Origin of the sequence: Pseudomonas sp. OV226, assembly GCF_003148705.1 — a bacterium.
Lineage (GTDB): Bacteria > Pseudomonadota > Gammaproteobacteria > Pseudomonadales > Pseudomonadaceae > Aquipseudomonas.
Window position 1 is genome coordinate 26679 of record NZ_QGGS01000030.1, and the last position, 18651, is coordinate 45329.

Annotated in this window: 13 protein-coding genes; 11 read left to right on the plus strand and 2 right to left on the minus strand. The window is 60.7% G+C overall.

Annotated features, from left to right (window positions below; genetic code table 11):
• Positions 1–41: 41 nt before the first annotated feature.
• Positions 42–1058, minus strand: coding sequence for a Bug family tripartite tricarboxylate transporter substrate binding protein (locus C7534_RS29610; protein WP_109787960.1), 1017 nt, complete (start codon positions 1056–1058; stop codon positions 42–44).
• Positions 1059–1438: 380 nt separating this feature from the next.
• On the opposite strand from C7534_RS29610, the gene C7534_RS29615 reads away from it, so the two are divergent.
• The 6 genes from C7534_RS29615 (at position 1439) to C7534_RS29640 (ending at position 8910) form a co-directional block, all read left to right on the plus strand.
• A complete protein-coding gene (locus C7534_RS29615; RefSeq protein WP_109787961.1) occupies positions 1439–2794 on the plus strand; it encodes an MFS transporter in 1356 nt (451 codons plus the stop codon).
• Positions 2787–3743, plus strand: coding sequence for an amidohydrolase family protein (locus C7534_RS29620; protein WP_109787962.1), 957 nt, complete (start codon positions 2787–2789; stop codon positions 3741–3743). The genes C7534_RS29615 and C7534_RS29620 overlap by 8 nt, the downstream gene beginning before the upstream one ends.
• Positions 3740–4744: a 4-hydroxythreonine-4-phosphate dehydrogenase PdxA gene (locus C7534_RS29625; RefSeq protein WP_109787963.1), complete on the plus strand. Its 1005-nt coding sequence runs from the start codon at positions 3740–3742 to the stop codon at positions 4742–4744. The genes C7534_RS29620 and C7534_RS29625 overlap by 4 nt, the downstream gene beginning before the upstream one ends.
• 341 nt (positions 4745–5085) lie before the next feature.
• Positions 5086–6261, plus strand: a complete 1176-nt coding sequence (locus C7534_RS29630; RefSeq protein WP_109787964.1) for an L-rhamnonate dehydratase — start codon at positions 5086–5088, stop codon at positions 6259–6261.
• A 52-nt stretch (positions 6262–6313) separates the two neighbouring features.
• Positions 6314–7309, plus strand: a complete 996-nt coding sequence (araD1, locus tag C7534_RS29635; RefSeq protein WP_109787965.1) for an AraD1 family protein — start codon at positions 6314–6316, stop codon at positions 7307–7309.
• A 20-nt stretch (positions 7310–7329) separates the two neighbouring features.
• Positions 7330–8910 carry an aldehyde dehydrogenase (NADP(+)) gene (locus C7534_RS29640; protein WP_109787966.1) on the plus strand — a complete coding sequence of 527 codons (1581 nt, stop codon included), beginning with the start codon at positions 7330–7332 and terminating at the stop codon, positions 8908–8910.
• Between the two features lie 131 nt (positions 8911–9041).
• Here C7534_RS29640 and C7534_RS29645 read toward each other — a convergent pair whose 3' ends face one another.
• On the minus strand, positions 9042–9935 hold the full coding sequence (locus C7534_RS29645; protein ID WP_109787967.1) for a DMT family transporter: 894 nt from the start codon (positions 9933–9935) through the stop codon (positions 9042–9044).
• A gap of 157 nt (positions 9936–10092) precedes the next feature.
• Here C7534_RS29645 and aceK point away from each other — a divergent pair, with 157 nt between their 5' ends.
• From aceK to C7534_RS29670, 5 genes are all read left to right on the plus strand, one after another.
• On the plus strand, positions 10093–11811 hold the full coding sequence (gene aceK / locus C7534_RS29650; protein ID WP_109787968.1) for a bifunctional isocitrate dehydrogenase kinase/phosphatase: 1719 nt from the start codon (positions 10093–10095) through the stop codon (positions 11809–11811).
• Positions 11812–12182: 371 nt separating this feature from the next.
• A complete protein-coding gene (gene hrpA, locus C7534_RS29655; RefSeq protein ID WP_109787969.1) occupies positions 12183–16094 on the plus strand; it encodes an ATP-dependent RNA helicase HrpA in 3912 nt (1303 codons plus the stop codon).
• Positions 16095–16407: 313 nt separating this feature from the next.
• Positions 16408–17529: a beta-ketoacyl-ACP synthase III gene (locus tag C7534_RS29660; RefSeq protein ID WP_109787970.1), complete on the plus strand. Its 1122-nt coding sequence runs from the start codon at positions 16408–16410 to the stop codon at positions 17527–17529.
• Positions 17530–17679: 150 nt separating this feature from the next.
• A complete protein-coding gene (locus C7534_RS29665; protein WP_109787971.1) occupies positions 17680–18294 on the plus strand; it encodes an RNA polymerase sigma factor in 615 nt (204 codons plus the stop codon).
• The gene (locus tag C7534_RS29670) at positions 18288–18524 is read left to right on the plus strand and encodes an anti-sigma factor family protein (RefSeq protein WP_109787972.1); all 237 of its coding nucleotides are present in this window, start codon (positions 18288–18290) and stop codon (positions 18522–18524) included. Before C7534_RS29665 ends, C7534_RS29670 begins: the two co-directional genes overlap by 7 nt.
• The last annotated feature ends 127 nt before the right edge of the window (positions 18525–18651 follow it).

Genomic DNA, 18651 nt, shown 5'->3' on the forward strand with positions numbered 1-18651 from the left:
AGCAGATGACGGCCGTGCGCGTGCGGACGGCCGTTGGCGACTCAGTTTTTCAGCCAGCCGGCTTCTTTGAACACCGGGGTCACGCGGGCGGTGTCCTTCTCAATGTAGGCGGTCAGTGGCTCACCTTCGAGGAAGGTCGGTACCAGCGCGTTCTGCTTCACGTACGCCTTGAACTCCGGCGTCTCGGTGACTTTGCGCATCAGCTCAACATAGAACGCGCGCTGTTCGGCAGTGACGTCGCCCGGCATGAACACGGTGCGCGGGAAGCGGTACTGATCGATGCCCAGGCCTTCTTCGTGACAGGTCGGCACGTCGGCCCAGGATTTGTCACCGGCGACTTTCTCGGTGTAGCTCATGCGTTCTTTACTGAAGACACACAGCGGCTCGACCTGGTCGCCACGCCATTGGCTGATGCTTTCGCTGGGATTGTTGACGTTGGCGGCGATGTGTTTGCCGGCCAGTTGGGTCGCGGCTTCACTGCCACTCTTGAACGGGATGTACACCAGTTTGCTGTTGTTGGTCTGGTTCAGCAGCAAAGTCAGGGTCTGGTCGACGTCCTTGGACTGACTGCCGCCCATGCGCAGGTTCGATGGGTCGGCCTTGACTGCGGCGTAGAAGCCTTTAGCGTCCTTCCAGGGGGCGTCTTTGTAACTCCAGAGAATGAAGTCATCTTCGGCCACGGCGGCGACGGGCGTCAGTTCCTGCCATTGGTAACCGAGCTTGGACACCAGCGGCAACAGGTAGATGTTGTTGGTGCCGACCACCAGTTTTTCCGGGTCGCCCTTGTTCATTTTCAGGTCGAGAAAGGCTTCGGCACCATTGCCACCGCCCTTGTTCAGGACGATGGTATTCACATCGAGAAACTTGTGGGTGGTGATGATCGACTGGATCAGGCGACCGAGTTGGTCAGTGCCGCCGCCGGGACCACCCGCGACGACGATTTCGACGTTCTTGTCCGGCTGCCAGGCAGCGTTGGCGAGAGCGGGAAGGGCGCCTGCGGCGATCAGTGTGCAGCCGAGAAACAAACGGGAGGTGCGACGGACGAATGCATTTCGCATGATGGAAGGGCCTCGTTTTTGTAGTTGTTATGAGTGGCTTGTCGATGCTCGATTGCTGCAAGCCTGGCCTGAGTGTGTGAAGCCTCAGGGCCCGCGTCTAGTCAAAACAATACATACACCGATAGCCTGGGGTTATAGGTCTGGGCAGTGAAAGTGGCAGCTGAGGCGCCAGGCTGTGCGCCAGAGCGGTTTTCGAGGAAAGCCGAAAGGGCCGCTGCCCGTTGAAAGCTGCCTGAAAGCAGGGCATGCCATAACTCGTGGCTATCGCCTGATTTCAAGTTTTGATTAGACGGTTATCACTGAGCCTTCGATAGTGCTCACCAACGCCGCCACGCAGCGGCATGTCGTCACCACAAGAATAATAAATCGAGGTACGCACCATGGCTCGTCCCAGTGCTTCCCTGCATCTGCACAACTCTGGTGTTCAATCAGCAGGTGTTCAATCAACGGCAGCGGCTGTCCCGCTCTCCGGTGCGAGCAAAGCCAGCAGCGTACGCTGGCGGATCTTTGCGATCATCTTTGCGTTGACCATGGTCAACCTGATCGACCGGGTGTCGCTGTCCATTGCGATGCCGACCATTGCCCATGAGTTTTCCCTGTCGCCGAGCCTGCAAGGGCTGATCCTCAGCAGCTTTTTCTGGGCGTATGCGCTGTTGCAGATTCCCGGCGGCTGGCTGATCGACCGTTTCGGCCCGCACCGGGTTATCAGTTGGTCCACCGGTTTGTGGGGCACGTTTCAGGTGCTGGCGGCGTTTGCCACGGGCGGCTTGTCATTGTTGTTTGCCCGGGTGGCGCTGGGCGCCGCCGAAGCGCCTCTGTTTCCTTCGGGTGGCAAACTGATTTCCCTGTGGCTGGCGCCGAGTGAGCGCAGTCGCGGCGCGGTGTTGATGGACAGTGGCAGCCCGTTGGGCGTGGCCGTGGGTGGTTTGATCATTGCCTACCTGATTGCTTCGCTGGACTCGTGGCGCCTGGCCTTCGTGATTGCCGGCATCGCCACTCTGGTGCTGGCCTGGCTGGCGCGGCGTTATCTGCGCGATGACCCGGCCACGCATCCACAAGTGAATGCCCTGGAGCTGGAGAAGATCAACGCCGGACGCGCCACGCCGGCTGCCGAAGCCGCCCGTGCGCCGGTCAAGGGCCTGGGCATCGCGGCCCGTTCACTGACGGGGCTGCTGATCGGTCGCGCCAGTTGGGCGATGGTCTATTTCGGCTTGCTGACCTGGGGCCCGAGTTACCTGGCGCAGGCTCGCGGCTTCGATATCAAGGGCATTGGCGCGGCGACGTTCGTGATTTTCATCTGCGGTGCGTTGGGGTCGTTGACCGGTGGTTTCCTCTGCGACGGTCTGATTCGCAAAGGTGTGAGCCGCGGTGTGGCGGTCAAGAGTCTGCTGGCGTTTTCCGGTGTCGTGGCGTTGGGAGCGTTCCTGTTGCTGCCGACCCTGAGCGATCCTTTTGCCGCCGTGGCGTTGCTGGCCATGACGGCGTTTTTCCTGATGTGGGGCAGTCTTTACTGGAGCTTTCCGGCATTGCTGGCAGCCCCGGCCAGGGTCGGTTTGATCGGCGGCGTGATGAACATGGCCGGCAGCACGGGCGGTATCGCGGTGCCGATTCTGGTGGGCGTCATTGTGCAAATGGCCGGCGGTTTCGCGCCGGTGCTGGGGTTCTTTGCGGCGTGCTCGGCGGTCTTCGTGTTGGCCACATTGTTTATCAGCCTGGATGAGGTGCGTCATGACTAAGTTGTGGGACGGCCCGATCGTAGACGCGCATCACCATTTCTGGGACCCGGCGATCAATGACCATCCTTGGTTGGCGCCTGAGGCCAACATCCCATTTCGCTACGGTGATTACAGCGCGATCAAGCGTCGCTATTTTCCCGATGACTACTTCGCCGATGCCGGTGCCCATAACGTCGTGCAAACGGTGTATGTCGAGACCGAATGGAACCCGCAAGACCCGATTGGCGAAACCCGTTTCATCGAGGGACTGGCCGCTCGCTATGGCGTGCCGAACGCGATCGTCGCACAAGCCTGGCTCGACCATCCGGACGCCATCGCAGTGCTGACCGAGCAAGCGAATTTCAAGTGCGTGCGCAGCGTGCGCCACAAACCCGGCGGCCCGATCGCGCCGGAGCAGGTTGGGCACATGCGTAGCTTGATGAGCGACGAACACTGGCGCCGCAGCTACGCCGTGCTCGAAGGCCTGGGCCTGCATTTCGACCTTCAGACCCCCTGGTGGAATTTGCACGAAGCTGAACGCCTGGCCCGGGACTTTCCCGGCACCACGCTGATTCTCAACCACGCCGGATTGCCCAACGACCGCAGTGCCGAAGGCCTCGCAGGTTGGCGCCTGGCGATGGCGCGGCTGGCGCAATGGCCAAATGTGCAGGTGAAAATTTCCGGCCTGGGGCAGGGCGGTCAGCGTTGGCGCGCCAAGGACAACGCCTGGATCGTGCGCGAAGTCATAGCGATGTTCGGCTGCGACCGCGCGATGTTCGCCAGCAACTTCCCCGTGGACAGCCTGTGCGGCTCGTTCGACGACATCTATAGCGGTTTCAAATCCATCGTTGCCGATTTTCCGAGTGCCGATCAGCAACGTCTTTTCTACAGCAATGCGCAGCAGGTTTATCGCTGCGAGCCTTGCGCCATTGACCGGACATGGCCCGAACCCTTGAGGAGTGAAGCATGAACAAAACCACCATCGCGATGGTCCTGGGCGACCCGGCGGGCATCGGCCCGGAACTGATCGCACGCCTGCTCGCCGAACCCCAGGTGCGCAGTCAGGCCAATGTGATCCTGATCGCCGACGAGGCAGAAATGCGTCGCGGCATGCGCATCGCCGGGATGGAGTTTCCTTACCGTCGCGTGGAGTCGCTGGAGCAACTGTCGTTCGTCGATGACACGCCGCTGTTCTACGACTATCGCGGCGACACGGTCGGCGAATTCGCACGCAGTGAAGCCAGTGACATCGGCGGTCGCTACAGCCTCGATACCCTGGAGAAAGCCTTGCGCCTGACCGAGGCCGGTATCACTGATGCCGTGCTGTTCGGGCCGCTGAACAAGACCTCGCTGCACATGGCCGGCATGGCCCACAGCGATGAATTGCATTGGTTCGCCGAACTGCTGGATTTTCAAGGGCCGTTCTGTGAGTTCAACGTGCTCGACAATCTCTGGACGTCACGCGTGACCTCCCACGTCGCCTTGGCCGATGTGCCGGGCCTGCTCAGCCAGGCGCGGGTGGTGGAAGCGATTCAGTTGATCGACACCGCGCTCAAGCGCAATGGCCTGGAAAAGCCGCGCATCGGCGTGTGTGGATTGAACCCGCACAACGGCGACAACGGTTCGTTCGGACGCGAAGAACTGGACATCATCGGCCCCGCCGTGCGGACCGCTCAGGCGTTAGGGATTGCGGCGGAAGGGCCGTACCCGGGGGACACGATTTTCCTCAAGGTGCAGGGCGATGCCAGTGCCTTCGACGCGGTGGTCACGATGTATCACGACCAGGGCCAGATCGCGATCAAGTTGATGGGGTTCTCTCGTGGGGTGACGGTGCAGGGCGGGTTGCCGATTCCGATTACCACCCCGGCGCATGGCACCGCATTTGATATCGCGGGGCAGGGCAAGGCGAATGTCGGGGCGATTCGCCAGGCGTTCGAGATTGCGTGCCGGATGGGCACCAACAACTACTGATCCCTGATCTCAATATCATAAATCCCCTGTCCACCCTGGACCCTGTGGGAGCGGGCTTGCCCGCGATGGCGGTCTGACAGTCACTACCAAAGTGTCTGTACTACCTCTATCGCGGGCAAGCCCGCTCCCACAGTTGTTTGTGTGTGGTCGATAACTTTATCTATCTGAAAAACACTTTTAGCGATCACCCCAGGTTATCGCCGGATACGCATAAGTGATTATCCGCGCCCCCCGAGCGCTGGCTAAAGTCGCTCCATCGAATGCCCGGAACCCGCCCCCGAGCGGCTCGGCGTACGCGACTCAACAACTACAAGAAGCCGGCAGCGCAAGGAACTGTATTCATGAAAATCAAAGCAATCCGTACCCGCGTTTTTGAGTGGAAAGGCAAAGTCGTTCCGCCTCAGGCGCACTTCTGCACTAACGCCAGCGACATCCTGTTCGAGCGTGGCGATGCCATGGGCTCGTTCCGTTTTCACGGTTGGCTGGTGGTGGAAGTCGAGACCGATACCGGTCTGGTCGGCATCGGTAACTGCGCCCTCGCGCCACGTGTGGCCAAGGAAATCATCGACACCTACCTGGCACCGATTGCCATCGGCGAAGACCCGTTCGACAACGAATACATCTGGCAGAAAATGTACCGTCAGAGCCACGCGTGGGGGCGCAAAGGCATCGGCATGGCGGCGATCTCGGCGATCGACATCGCCATATGGGACATCATGGGTAAAGCCGTGAACAAACCGGTGTTCAAGTTGCTCGGGGGACGCACCAAGGAAAAAATCTGGACCTACGCCTCCAAACTCTACGCCAACGACAACCTCGACCTGTTCCTCGAAGAAGCCCAGGGTTATCTGAATCAGGGGTTCACCGCGCTGAAGATGCGCTTTGGCTACGGCCCGAAAGACGGCCCGGCGGGCATGCGCAAGAACATCGAGCAAGTGCGCGCGTTGCGCCATCTGGCGGGCCCCGACATCGACATCATGCTCGAATGCTACATGGGCTGGACCCTGGAATACGCGCGGCGCATGTTGCCCAAACTCGCCGAGTTCGAGCCGCGCTGGCTCGAAGAACCGGTGATCGCCGATGACATTGAAGGCTACATCGAGTTGAAAAAAATGGGGATCATGCCAATCTCCGGCGGCGAGCACGAATTCACCTCTTACGGTTTCAAAGACCTGCTGGAACGCCGCGCCGTCGACGTGATCCAGTACGACACCAACCGCGTTGGCGGCATCACCGCCGCACGCAAAATCAACGCCATGGCCGAAGCCTGGTCGGTGCCGGTCATTCCTCACGCCGGGCAGATGCACAACTATCACCTGACCATGTCCACCACCGCCTCGCCGATGGCCGAGTTCTTCCCGGTATTCGATGTCGAAGTCGGCAACGAACTCTTTTACTACGTATTCAAGGGCGAGCCACAACCGGTCAACGGTTACATCCAGCTCGACGACAACACGCCGGGCCTGGGCCTGGAAATCTCCGATGAATACCTGAGTGACTTCAACATCATCGAGTGACCTTGGGGCGTCGCATGCCTGCGGCGCCATCCCCGACTTTCTGGAGGCCGTCATGCGCCTGATTCAATTTGAAAACACCGCCGGGCAGCGCCAGGTTGGCCTGGTTGATGGGGCACAGATTCAGGTGCTGCGCGACACCCGCAGCACTCGCGAACTGGCGCTCGCGGCGATCCGCGGCCAGCGTAGCCTGCAAGAAGAAGTGGCCCTGCGCGGTACCGAGCCCGGCCCGGACTATGCGCAGCTATTGCGCCAAGGCCGCGTCCTGCCACCGCTGGACCACGAAGACCCGGCCCATTGCCTGATCAGCGGCACCGGCCTGACTCACCTGGGCAGTGCTTCGGCGCGGGACAAAATGCACCAGCATGACGGCGCAGTCGAAGCCGACATGACGGACACCATGCGCATCTTCAAGTGGGGTCTTGAGGGCGGCAAACCGGCGGCCGGTGAGGTGGGCGCGCAACCGGAGTGGTTCTACAAAGGCGACGGCAGCATCGTCGTGCGCCCCGGGGCGGACTTCCCGGTGCCGCCGTTCGCTGAAGATGCCGGTGAGGAGCCGGAGCTGACCGGCCTCTATGTCATCGGCGATGACGGCCAGCCGTATCGCGTCGGTTATGCGCTGGGCAACGAGTTCTCTGACCATGTGATGGAACGGCGCAATTACCTGTACCTCGCGCATTCGAAGTTGCGTTGCTGTTCTTATGGGCCGGAACTGCGCATCGGTGAGTTGCCCAAACACCTGGCAGGTACCAGCCGGATCAAGCGCAACGGCGAAACGATCTGGGAGAAGGAGTTTCTCAGCGGCGAAGACAACATGTGCCATAGCCTCGCCAACCTTGAATTCCACCACTTCAAATATGCGCAGTTTTTGCGCCCTGGCGATGTCCATGTGCACTACTTCGGCACCGCCACGCTGTCGTTTGCCGACGGGGTCAAAACCCGGCCGGGGGATCGTTTCCAGATCAGCCTCGACGAGTTCGGCGCGCCTTTAGTCAACGGTATCGGCGAAAGTGCCCAGCCATTGGCTATCGGTCAGGTTCGTGCGCTTTGAGTGTTCAAAAGGAAAGCCTCATGACATTGCCACTCGGACACAACTACATCGGCGGGCGCCGCAGCGCCAATGGGACCTTGCACCTGCAAAGCCTTGATGCGACGACCGGCGAGCCGCTGCCGGGCACCTTCATTCAGGCGTCGGAAGCGGAAGTGTCTGCCGCCGCCCAAGCAGCGGCTGCCGCTTACCCGATCTACCGAAGCCTGAGCGCGGAAAAGCGCGCACGCTTCCTCGAGGCCATCGCCGATGAAATCGATGCGTTCGGTGACGATTTCGTCGCCACCGTTTGCCGTGAAACCGCGCTGCCCGCCGGGCGTATCCAGGGGGAGCGCGCACGCACCAGCGGGCAATTGAGGTTGTTCGCCAAGGTTCTGCGTCGCGGGGATTTCTACGGTGCGCGAATTGATCGGGCACTGCCGGACCGCCAGCCGTTGCCGCGTCCGGACCTGCGTCAGTACCGCATCGCTTTAGGGCCAGTCGCCGTGTTCGGCGCGAGTAACTTTCCACTGGCGTTTTCCACCGCCGGCGGCGATACCGCTTCGGCATTGGCCGCCGGTTGTCCGGTGGTGTTCAAGGCTCACAGCGGTCACATGGCAACGGCTGAGTGGGTAGCGGACGCCATCATCCGGGCGGCCGAACGCACCGAAATGCCAGCCGGCGTGTTCAACATGATCTACGGCGGGGGCGTCGGTGAGTGGCTGGTCAAACACCCTGCGATTCAGGCCGTGGGCTTCACCGGTTCGCTCAAGGGCGGCAATGCCCTGAGCCAGCTGGCCGCGTCCCGGCCGCAGCCGATCCCGGTGTTTGCCGAGATGTCGAGCATCAACCCTGTGTTCTTGTTGCCCGAAGCGCTTGCGGTACGCGGTGAGCAAATCGCTGCGCAACTGGCCGGTTCGGTGACGCTGGGGTGTGGTCAGTTTTGTACCAATCCGGGGTTGGTCATTGGCCTGCGTTCGCCGCAGTTCAGCTCCTTCCTGGAAACTTTTTGCGCGAGCATGAACCAGCAACCGGCGCAAACCATGCTCAACGTCGGTGCCCTGGTCAGCTACAGCCGAGGGCTCGCGGAGTTGCACGAACATCCGGGGCTGACGCACCTGGCAGGCAGACGGCAAGCGGGCAATCAGGCGCAACCGCAGGTATTCAAGGCTGATGTCAGTCTGTTGCTCAAGGGCGATGAACTGCTTCAGGAAGAAGTCTTCGGGCCGACGACTATCGTCATCGAGGTGGAGGACCAGGCGCAGTTGGCGGCGGCGTTGCACGGATTGCGCGGGCAATTGACGGCGACGCTGATTGGCGAGGCCGGGGAGTTGCTGGAATACCGCTGGCTGGCCGAGTTGCTTCAGGAAAAGGTCGGGCGGATTTTGCTCAACGGCTATCCGACCGGGGTCGAGGTGTGCGAGGCGATGGTGCATGGCGGGCCGTTCCCGGCAACGTCCGATTCGCGGGGAACGTCAGTGGGGACGCTGGCGATCGATCGATTCCTGCGGCCGGTGTGCTTCCAGAATTACCCGGATGCGATGTTGCCCGAGGCGTTGCAAAACGCCAATCCGCTGGGGATTCGGCGGTTGGTGGATGGGGAGGTTAGCGATTCACCTCTGTAGTGTCTGAACTGACGCCATCGCGGGCAAGCCCGCTCCCACAGTGATGGGTGTCGTGCACAGATTCTGTGTTCAATACCCAGCCCTGTGGGAGCGGGCTTGCCCGCGATGGCGTCATCAGCAGCACCACAAAATTACTGGGTAACCTTTTTGGCCGGTTTCAACACCAGCCACAACGCCGCCGCAATCAACACCCCGCCATAGATATGCGCCATGGACAGCGGCTCATCCAGCAACAACGCGCCCCACAACACCCCGAACGGCGGGATGAGGAAGGTCGTGGTCATCGACCTCACCGGCCCGATCGAGCTGAGCAAACGGAAGTAAATGACGTACGCCAGGGCCGTGCATCCCAGACCCAACCCCAGCAACGACAACCAGACATTCCAGCCACCCCAGCTCGCCGGCGGTTGGCTGATCGCGCTGTACCCGAACAACGGCAACAGAAACAGCGTCGCACCCAGCATGCTGCCCAACGCAGACAAACGGCTGTCGAGACCACCGGCCTGGTCCAGCCAGCGGCGGGCGAGAAAGCCGGCGAAGCCATAGCACGTCGTGGCCATCAGGCAGGCGAGGGCGCCCAACAGCAATTGCATGTCGAACGCCACCGGGCCCGCACGGGTCAGCACGCCAACTCCGAGCAGCCCGAGAAACACCCCGCCGAGCTTGGCCGCGGTGAGCTTTTCATGGAAGAACAACCCGCCGATCAGCACGCCCATCAGCGGCGTGGTGGCGTTGAAGATTGCGGAGTACCCGGCCGGCAACACTTGGGCGGCCACGGAATACAGGGTCGCCGGAACTCCGGAGTTGATCACCCCGAGCAACATCACGGTCTTTAGCTTGCCTTTGAAATCCCAGCTGATGCGCATCAGCGCGACAATCACCAGCAGGCCGACGGCGGCAATCGACACACGGAAAAAAGCCGTGGGGATTGTGCCAATCACTGGGGCGATGATACGCATGAACAGAAAGCTCGCACCCCAAATGGCCGCCAGTGACAGTAAACGAACGATATCGACGGGGCTCACGGTGCACTCCTTCCTTGATCGGGACGAGAGTGTTGCCGAGCGCCCGATTGATGGCAACCGAAAAACGAGCAATCAATCCGGGCCGAAAATTACGCTTCTCCTCGACCCGGTTCACTGGCTAAGCTCAGGGCTCGCAAATTCCCGCAGAGGTCTCACCATGCCGCAGCAATGGCCAGCCGCCGATATCGCCCGAATGATCCTCGATGGCTTTGACGATTACCGCGAGCATTTCCGTCAGATTACCGACGGCGCCCGGGCCCGCTTCGAACAGGCCCAGTGGCAGGAAACGCAAATCGCGTCGGCGGCGCGGATCAATCTTTACGAAGAGAAAGTCGGCGAAACGGTCGAGCGCCTGCGCATCGCGTTTGACGCCGACACGTTGGATGTCAGTTGCTGGCCGCTGGTCAAAAGCGCGTACATCACGCTGATCGACCTGCGTTTCGACGATGAACTGTCCGAGACCTGGTACAACTCGATCTTCTGCGGCTTGTTCAGCCATGACCTGATCAGCGACGGCTGCATGTTCATCCACACCACCCGCCCAAGCCTGCGCCGGGCTCGCGCCGCGCAAACCCGCACCTACAAACCCCAGGGCCAGTTGTCCGGCATGCTCGCGAGCATTTTTGCCGACTACCGTTTCAGTGAGGATTACGCTGATCTGGCCGGCGACTTGAGCCGCCTCGAAGCGCAGTTGCGCGAGAACCTGCCGGACTGGGTGTGCAAGGACCCGGAATTGAGCGTCGAACTGTTTTCCTCGGTGCTCTACCGCAACAAAGGCGCGTACCTGGTCGGGCGCATCTACACCCGGGACGAACAGTGGCCGCTGGTGATTCCGCTGCTGCACCGTGAAGGCCGCGGGATTCAGATCGATGCGCTGATCACCGATGAAGCGGATGTGTCGATCATCTTCTCGTTCACCCGTTCGTATTTCATGGTCGATGTGCCGGTGCCGGCGGAGTTCATCGGTTTCCTCAAGCGCATTTTGCCAGGCAAGCACATCGCCGAGCTGTACACCTCGATCGGTTTCTACAAGCACGGCAAGTCCGAGTTCTACCGGGCGCTGATCAATCACCTGGCCAACACCGACGACCAATTCATCATGGCCCCTGGTGTGCGCGGCATGGTCATGAGCGTGTTTACCCTGCCAGGTTTCAACACCGTGTTCAAAATCATCAAGGACCGCTTCTCGCCCTCGAAGAACGTCGACCGCGCCACGGTGATCGAGAAATACCGTTTGGTCAAAAGCGTTGACCGCGTCGGGCGTATGGCGGATACCCAGGAGTTCGCCGATTTCCGTTTTCCGCTGAGCAAGTTCGATCCGGCGTGCCTGGAGGAATTGCTCGACGTGGCAGCCTCTACGGTGTCGCTCGAAGGCGACACCGTGTTGATTCGCCACTGCTGGACCGAACGACGGATGACACCGTTGAACCTCTACCTGGAAAACGCCAACGAGGCGCAGGTGCATGAGGCGCTGGAGGATTACGGCCTGGCGATCAAGCAACTGGCGGCGGCGAATATCTTTCCCGGCGACATGTTGCTGAAAAACTTCGGCGTCACCCGGCACGGTCGCGTGGTGTTTTATGACTACGACGAAATTTGTTTCCTGACTGAAGCCAACTTCCGGCACATCCCGCAGCCGCGCACCCCGGAAGACGAAATGGCGTCCGAGCCCTGGTATTCGATCGGGCCGCTGGATGTGTTTCCCGAGGAGTTTCCGCCGTTCCTGTTTGCAGATTGGGGGCAGCGGCGCCTGTTTGATCAGCTGCATGGTGAGTTGTACAACGCCGACTATTGGAAAAGCCTACAAGAGGCGATTCGGGCGGGGAAGGTGATTGATGTGTTCCCGTATCGACGCAAAGGCCTCGATAACGAATAACCAGACCCGCACGCCCGTAGCAGCTGTCGAGCCCCGGCGAGGCTGCGTTCGGCTGCGAAGCGGTCGTAAAATCAGCACACGCGGTGTTTCAGGTAAACCGGGGTAGTCCGAATGACGACTGCTTCGCAGCCGAACGCAGCCTCGCCGGGGCTCGACAGCTGCTACGGAGCCGAACGCAGCCTCGCCGGGGCTCGACAGCTACGGAGCCGAACGCAGCCTCGCCGGGGCTCGACAGCTACGGAGCCGAACGCAGCCTCGCCGGGGCTCGACAGCTACGGAACCGAACGTCGGCGCTACAAGGGATCTCGTTCGTCCTTTAAATCTGCGACAATCGCCCCCCTGCGCCACTAGACGACTGAATTGCGTACCTGATGACCGACGAATCGCCCTCCATCGACAAACTGCTGAAAAACCTCGATCACGCCATGCTCGCCGACCGTCACCGGCTGCGGCGGCAGTTGCTTGAGCTGCGCAAGAAACCTGACGAGGCCAAGCTGGCCCTGTGGGTGACGCGCCTGCAGGCGTCCTGTGATCAGGTGTTGGCGCGACGCGCCAGCCTGCCGGTGATTCGTTACGACGACAGCCTGCCCATCGCCGCCAAGCGCGACGAAATCAAGGAAGCGCTGCTCAAGCATCAGGTGCTGATCATTGCCGGCGAAACCGGCTCGGGTAAAACCACTCAGTTGCCGAAAATCTGTCTGGAAATCGGTCGCGGCCAGCATGGCCTGATCGGCCACACCCAGCCCCGTCGAATTGCGGCGCGCAGCGTCGCCAGCCGGGTCGCCGAAGAATTGGCGACGCCGCTGGGCGCGCTGGTCGGCTATCAGGTGAGGTTCGAGGACCAGAGCGATTCCAACACTCTGATCAAGCTGATGACCGACGGCATCCTGCTGGCGGAAACCCAGAACGACCGCTACCTCGAACGCTACGACACGATCATCGTCGACGAAGCCCACGAACGCAGCCTCAACATCGACTTCCTGCTGGGTTACCTGAAAACCCTGCTGCCGCGTCGCCCGGACCTGAAAGTCATCATCACCTCGGCGACCATCGACCTGGAGCGCTTCTCCAAGCATTTTGACGACGCGCCGATTGTCGAAGTCTCCGGCCGTACCTTCCCGGTAGAAACCTGGTATCGCCCGCTGACGCTGGAGCAGGACGAAGAGGGCAACCGCGTCGAAGATGACTTGACTGTGGACCAGGCGATCCTCGCCACCCTCGATGAAATCGCCGCGTTCGAACGCAGTGAGCGCAAGAGTCCCGGCGATGTGCTGGTGTTCCTGCCCGGTGAGCGCGAGATTCGTGACGCGGCCGACATGCTGCGCAAGGCCCAGCTCAAGCACACCGAAATCCTGCCGTTGTACGCACGGCTGTCGCCGGCCGAGCAACAGCGGATTTTCCAGTCGCACCCCGGACGCCGAGTCGTATTGGCGACCAACGTTGCCGAAACCTCGCTGACGGTGCCGGGCATTCGTTACGTGATCGACAGCGGCACCGCGCGCATCAGCCGTTACAGCTATCGCGCCAAGGTCCAGCGCCTGCCCATCGAAGCCATTTCCCAGGCCAGCGCCAACCAGCGTAAAGGTCGCTGTGGTCGGGTCGAGCCCGGTATCTGTATCCGCCTCTATGGCGAAGACGATTTCATCGGTCGTCCGGAATTTACCGACCCGGAAATCCTGCGGACCAACCTCGCCGCCGTGATCTTGCAGATGCTGCACCTGCGCCTGGGCGAGATCACCGATTTCCCGTTTATCGAACCACCTGACGGCAAAGCCATCAGCGACGGTTTCAACTTGCTGCAAGAACTCTCGGCCGTGGACCGCAACAGTCAGTTGACTCCGCTCGGGCGTCAATTGGCACGTTTGCCGGTGGACCCGCGCATGGGCCGCATGTTGCTGGAAGCAGCGAAACTCGGCAGTTTGCAGGAAGTGCTGATCGTCGCCAGCGCCATGTCGATTCAAGACCCGCGCGAACGTCCACCGGAGCGTCAGCAAGCGGCGGACCAGGCGCACGCGCAGTGGAAAGACGTGGACTCGGACTTCGCCGGGCTGGTCAATCTGTGGCGTGGTTTCGAAGAACAACGCCAGGCGCTGACGGCCAGCCCGTTGCGCAACTGGTGTCGCAAGAACTTCCTCAACTACCTGCGCCTGCGCGAGTGGCGCGATTCTCACCGTCAGTTGAGCCTGATCTGCCGCGACATGCAGTTGCACATTAATAAAGAGCCGGCGGACTACCCGAAACTGCACAAAGCGGTGCTGGTGGGGCTGCTCAGCCAGATCGGCCAGAAAACCGAAGACGGCGATTACCTCGGCGCCCGCCAGCGACGCTTCTGGATTCACCCCTCGTCGGGGATCGGCAAGAAACGCCCGCAATGGCTGATGACCGCCGAACTGGTGGAAACCACCAAGCTTTACGCGCGCATGGTCGCCAAGATCGACGCCGACTGGATCGAACCGCTGGCCGGGCACCTGATCAAGAAAAACCACTTCGAACCGCACTGGGAGAAGAAGCGCGGCCAGGTCGTGGCGTTCGAGCAGATCACCTTGTTCGGGCTGATCGTGGTCGGTCGGCGGCCGGTGCATTACGGGCCGATTGACCCGGTGGTGTCCCGTGAGTTTTTCATTCGTGAAGGCCTGGTGCGCGGCGAGATTCAATCCAAAGCCAAATGCCTGTCGGCCAACGCGCAGTTGCTGGAACAACTCGACGAACTGGAAGCCAAGGCCCGTCGTCGCGACATCCTCGCCGACGAAGAAACCCTGTTCGCCTTCTACGATGCACGGCTGCCGGCAGAGATCCACCAGACGGCGACCTTCGACAGCTGGTACCGGATCAACAGCCAGAAAGACCCGCAGTTGCTGATCATGCGCGAAGAAGACGTGCTGGCTCGCGAGGCCAGCGAAGTCACTGCCCTGCATTACCCGGACACGCTGCATATCGGCGATCTGGAGCTGGCGCTGAGTTACCACTTCGAACCCAATCATCCGCGCGACGGTGTGACCTTGCGGGTGCCGGCGCCGCTATTGCCGATGCTGCCGCCGGAACGTCTGGAATGGCTGGTGCCGGGTGTGATCGAAGCCAAGTGCATCGCGCTGGTGCGTAACCTGCCCAAGGCACTGCGCAAGAATTTCGTGCCGGTGCCGGACTTCGTCAAAGCGGCGTTGCAGCGCATGACGTTCGCCGAGGGCTCGTTGCCTCAGGCACTGGGCCGTGAATTGCTGCGCATGACCGGTGCGCGGGTCAGCGATGAAGCGTGGGCGGAGGCGTCGCAGCAAGTCGACAGTCATTTGCGCATGAACCTGGAAATCGTCGACGGCCAGGGCAAGTTCCTGGGCGAAGGACGTGATCTGGCGGAGTTGACCGCACGATTTGCCGAAGCCAGTCAGGCGGCGTTGGCGGTACCGCAAACCGCGAAAAGCCAGCAGCCGGTGGAGGCGAAAGTCTTTGCCGCCGTGGCCGAGAAAACCCAGCAAAAGATCGCCGGGCTGTCGATGACGGTTTATCCGGCGTTGGTGGAAGAGGGCGGCACGGTCAAGGAAGGTCGATTCTCGACGCCGGCCGAAGCCGAGTTCCAGCATCGCCGCGCCTTGCAGCGCTTGCTGATGCAGCAACTGGCCGAACCGGCGAAGTTCCTGCGCAGTAAGTTGCCGGGCCTGACTGAGCTGGGCCTGATGTACCGCGACATGGGGCGCGTCGATAGCCTGGTGGAAGACATTCTGCTGGCCAGCCTCGACAGCTGCATTCTCGACGGTGAAGACCCATTGCCGCGCGACGGCGCCGGGTTGGCGGCGTTGGCCGAGCGCAAACGTGGCGGCTGGACCGAGCACGCGGAGCGCCTGGCGAAGCTGACGCTGGAAATCCTCAAGCTGTGGCATGGCCTGCAAAAACGCTTCAAGGGCAAGATCGACCTGGCGCAAGCGGTGGCCCTGAACGACATCAAGCAGCAGCTCAGTCACCTGGTGTATCCGGGCTTCGTTCGGGAGACGCCGATGCAGTGGCTCAAGGAATTGCCGCGCTACCTCAAGGCAATCGAGCAGCGTTTCGAGAAGCTGGGCGCTCAGGTGCAGAAAGACCGGGTGTGGAGCGGCGAATTGTCCGGCCTCTGGACTCAGTACCAGACTCGCGCCAATAAACATGCCCAGGAAGGCAAACGCGATCCGCAGCTGGAGCTCTATCGCTGGTGGCTGGAGGAATACCGGGTTTCGCTGTTCGCCCAGCAATTGGGGACGAAGGTGCCGATCTCCGACAAGCGCCTGAATAAACAGTGGACCCAGGTCGAACCGTAGAACCCTCGGGTTGTAGGAGCTGAGCTTGCTCGCGATGGCGGCCTCAAGGACGCCATCGCCGGCAAGCCGTGCTCCTACTGATACGCCCTTGCGTTTGAGGAAGGTGCTTTATCCAGCAAAAGGCGCCAAATTCTAACGTTTATGGCAAACTTCGCGCCTATAAACACCGGCCCCACGGTTTTGAGCCTCTACGGCCGCGGGCAGTTCGGAATAAAGCGATGCCAGGTTTGCGTCCCCCGGATGGGAATAGACCCTTTGTGTGTTGGTACGTCGGTGCCAATGCTTTCTGCCTGAACAGATTAGAGAAACGACCATGCATAACGTCGTCATCAGCGGCACCGGCCTGTACACCCCGGCCAACAGCATCTCCAACGAAGAGCTGGTGCAGTCTTTCAACGCCTACGTCGCGCAATTCAACGCCGACAACGCCCAGGCCATTGCCCATGGCGAGATCGAGGCGCTGACCGAGTCCAGCGCGGCGTTTATCGAAAAAGCCTCTGGCATCAAAAGCCGCTTTGTCATGGACAAGGACGGCATTCTCGACCCGCAACGCATGGCACCACGCCTGCCGGAGCGTTCGAACGACGAGTGGTCGGTGCTGTGCCAAATGGCCATCGGCGCCGCCGAACAAGCCTTGCAACGCGCCGGCAAGACTGCTGCGGACATCGACGGTGTGATCGTCGCTTGCTCCAACCTGCAACGCGCCTACCCGGCCATTGCCATCGAAGTCCAGGAAGCGCTGAGCATCCAGGGTTTCGGTTTCGACATGAACGTTGCCTGCTCCTCGGCGACTTTCGGCATTCAGGCGGCCGCCAACAGCGTGCAACTGGGCCAGGCCCGGGCCATCCTGATGGTCAACCCGGAAGTCTGCACCGGCCACCTGAACTTCCGCGACCGCGACAGCCATTTCATCTTCGGTGACGCGGCCACGGCGGTGATCATCGAGCGTGCTGACCTGGCGACGTCCAAGTACCAGTTCGACATCGTCAGCACCAAGCTGCTGACCAAGTTCTCCAACAACATCCGCAACAACTTCGGCTTCCTCAACCGCGCGGCGGAAGAGGGCATCGGTGCCAAGGACAAACTGTTCGTGCAGGAAGGCCGCAAGGTATTCCGCGATGTTTGCCCAATGGTTGCCGAGTTGATCGCTACGCACCTGGAAGAAAACCAGCTCAACGTCAGCGACGTGAAGCGCTTCTGGCTGCACCAGGCCAACCTCAGCATGAACCACCTGATCGTCAAGAAACTGCTGGGTCGCGAGGCCACCGAAGAAGAAGCACCGGTGATTCTCGACACTTACGCCAACACCAGTTCCGCCGGTTCCGTGATTGCGTTTCACAAGAACCAGGATGATCTGCCTGCCGGTTCCCTGGCGGTGCTCAGTTCGTTTGGCGCCGGTTACTCGATTGGCAGCGTGCTACTGCGCAAGCGTTAATCGAGTGTTATTGAGCGTTTTCCTTGAGTTGTGATGAAGTTTCCTACATTCGAAACCGTCAGGACGCTGTAACTTTCGGAAATGACAGCAGGACAACCTTTGGGTGACGTCCTGTTGTAGTCAAATTCGAGTTCAGAACAAGGAAACTGTTTGATGGCGGCTGATGACGCGCAATTGCTGGAACGATTGCTGGCAGGGGAGCAACGCGCTTTCAAAGAGCTGGTCAGCACCTACCAGAGCGCGATGCGCGCGGTGGCGTATGCCATTGTCGGCAGTCGGCATGCCGACGAAATAGTGCAGGATGCGTGGCTGTCGGTGGTGCGTAACCTGAGCAAGTTCGAAGGGCGTTCGAGCCTCAAGACCTGGTTGCTGACCATCACCGCCAACGCGGCCAAAGGTCGCTACAAGCAAAACCGCCGCGAGGTGCTGCTTGATGACATTCCATCCCCCCACGGCACCATCGATGACGATCGTTTCTCATCCGGCGATGGCCATTGGCTGGTGGCGCCGTTTGCCTGGCATCAGGACACCCCGGAAGCGCTACTGCTCGAAAACGAGCTGCGCACATGCCTGGACTATACGTTGCTCAGTCTGTCGGAGCTGCAACGCAGCGTGTTATTACTGCGCGAGCGTCAGGGGCTCGAGCTGGAGGAGATCTGTAATCTTTTGGACATCTCGCTCTCCAATGTTCGCGTGCTGCTACATCGGGCACGGTTGAAGGTATTTGCGACCGTGGAGCATTTTGAGGAGACAGGGGAATGTTGACCTGCAAGGAACAAGTGGCACGTTCCAGCGATTATCTCGACGGTCAGTTGAGCTTTCGCGAGAAGTTGATGGTTCGGCATCATCTGATGTTCTGCCGTAATTGCCGGCGGTTCATTCGTCAGATACGGCTGATGCAGGCGACGTTGCGTGCCATGCCGGAAGAGGCGGTGCCAGACGTTGATGCACTGGCTGAACGTCTCGCTGCCGAGCGTCGCAAGGACAATCCGTAGCAGAGGATATTTATCGCGCGGATCAAGAAACAGACTCGCGTGGATGAACCGAACGGATGATGGGGATCAATCCATCCACGCCAGACTGTAAAAGCGGCCCGGGCTTCCTTGCCCGGGTCGTGTAGCG

What these genes read in the sequence shown, in the direction of transcription:
- hrpA (WP_109787969.1), top strand. Translation starts at nt 12,183, where the DNA reads ATGACCGACGAATCGCCCTCCATCGACAAACTGCTGAAAAACCTCGAT.
- araD1 (WP_109787965.1), top strand. Translation starts at nt 6,314, where the DNA reads ATGCGCCTGATTCAATTTGAAAACACCGCCGGGCAGCGCCAGGTTGGC.
- C7534_RS29670 (WP_109787972.1), top strand. Translation starts at nt 18,288, where the DNA reads ATGTTGACCTGCAAGGAACAAGTGGCACGTTCCAGCGATTATCTCGAC.
- C7534_RS29620 (WP_109787962.1), top strand. Translation starts at nt 2,787, where the DNA reads ATGACTAAGTTGTGGGACGGCCCGATCGTAGACGCGCATCACCATTTC.
- C7534_RS29640 (WP_109787966.1), top strand. Translation starts at nt 7,330, where the DNA reads ATGACATTGCCACTCGGACACAACTACATCGGCGGGCGCCGCAGCGCC.
- C7534_RS29610 (WP_109787960.1), bottom strand. Translation starts at nt 1,058, where the DNA reads ATGCGAAATGCATTCGTCCGTCGCACCTCCCGTTTGTTTCTCGGCTGC.
- C7534_RS29660 (WP_109787970.1), top strand. Translation starts at nt 16,408, where the DNA reads ATGCATAACGTCGTCATCAGCGGCACCGGCCTGTACACCCCGGCCAAC.
- C7534_RS29615 (WP_109787961.1), top strand. Translation starts at nt 1,439, where the DNA reads ATGGCTCGTCCCAGTGCTTCCCTGCATCTGCACAACTCTGGTGTTCAA.
- C7534_RS29625 (WP_109787963.1), top strand. Translation starts at nt 3,740, where the DNA reads ATGAACAAAACCACCATCGCGATGGTCCTGGGCGACCCGGCGGGCATC.
- aceK (WP_109787968.1), top strand. Translation starts at nt 10,093, where the DNA reads ATGCCGCAGCAATGGCCAGCCGCCGATATCGCCCGAATGATCCTCGAT.
- C7534_RS29630 (WP_109787964.1), top strand. Translation starts at nt 5,086, where the DNA reads ATGAAAATCAAAGCAATCCGTACCCGCGTTTTTGAGTGGAAAGGCAAA.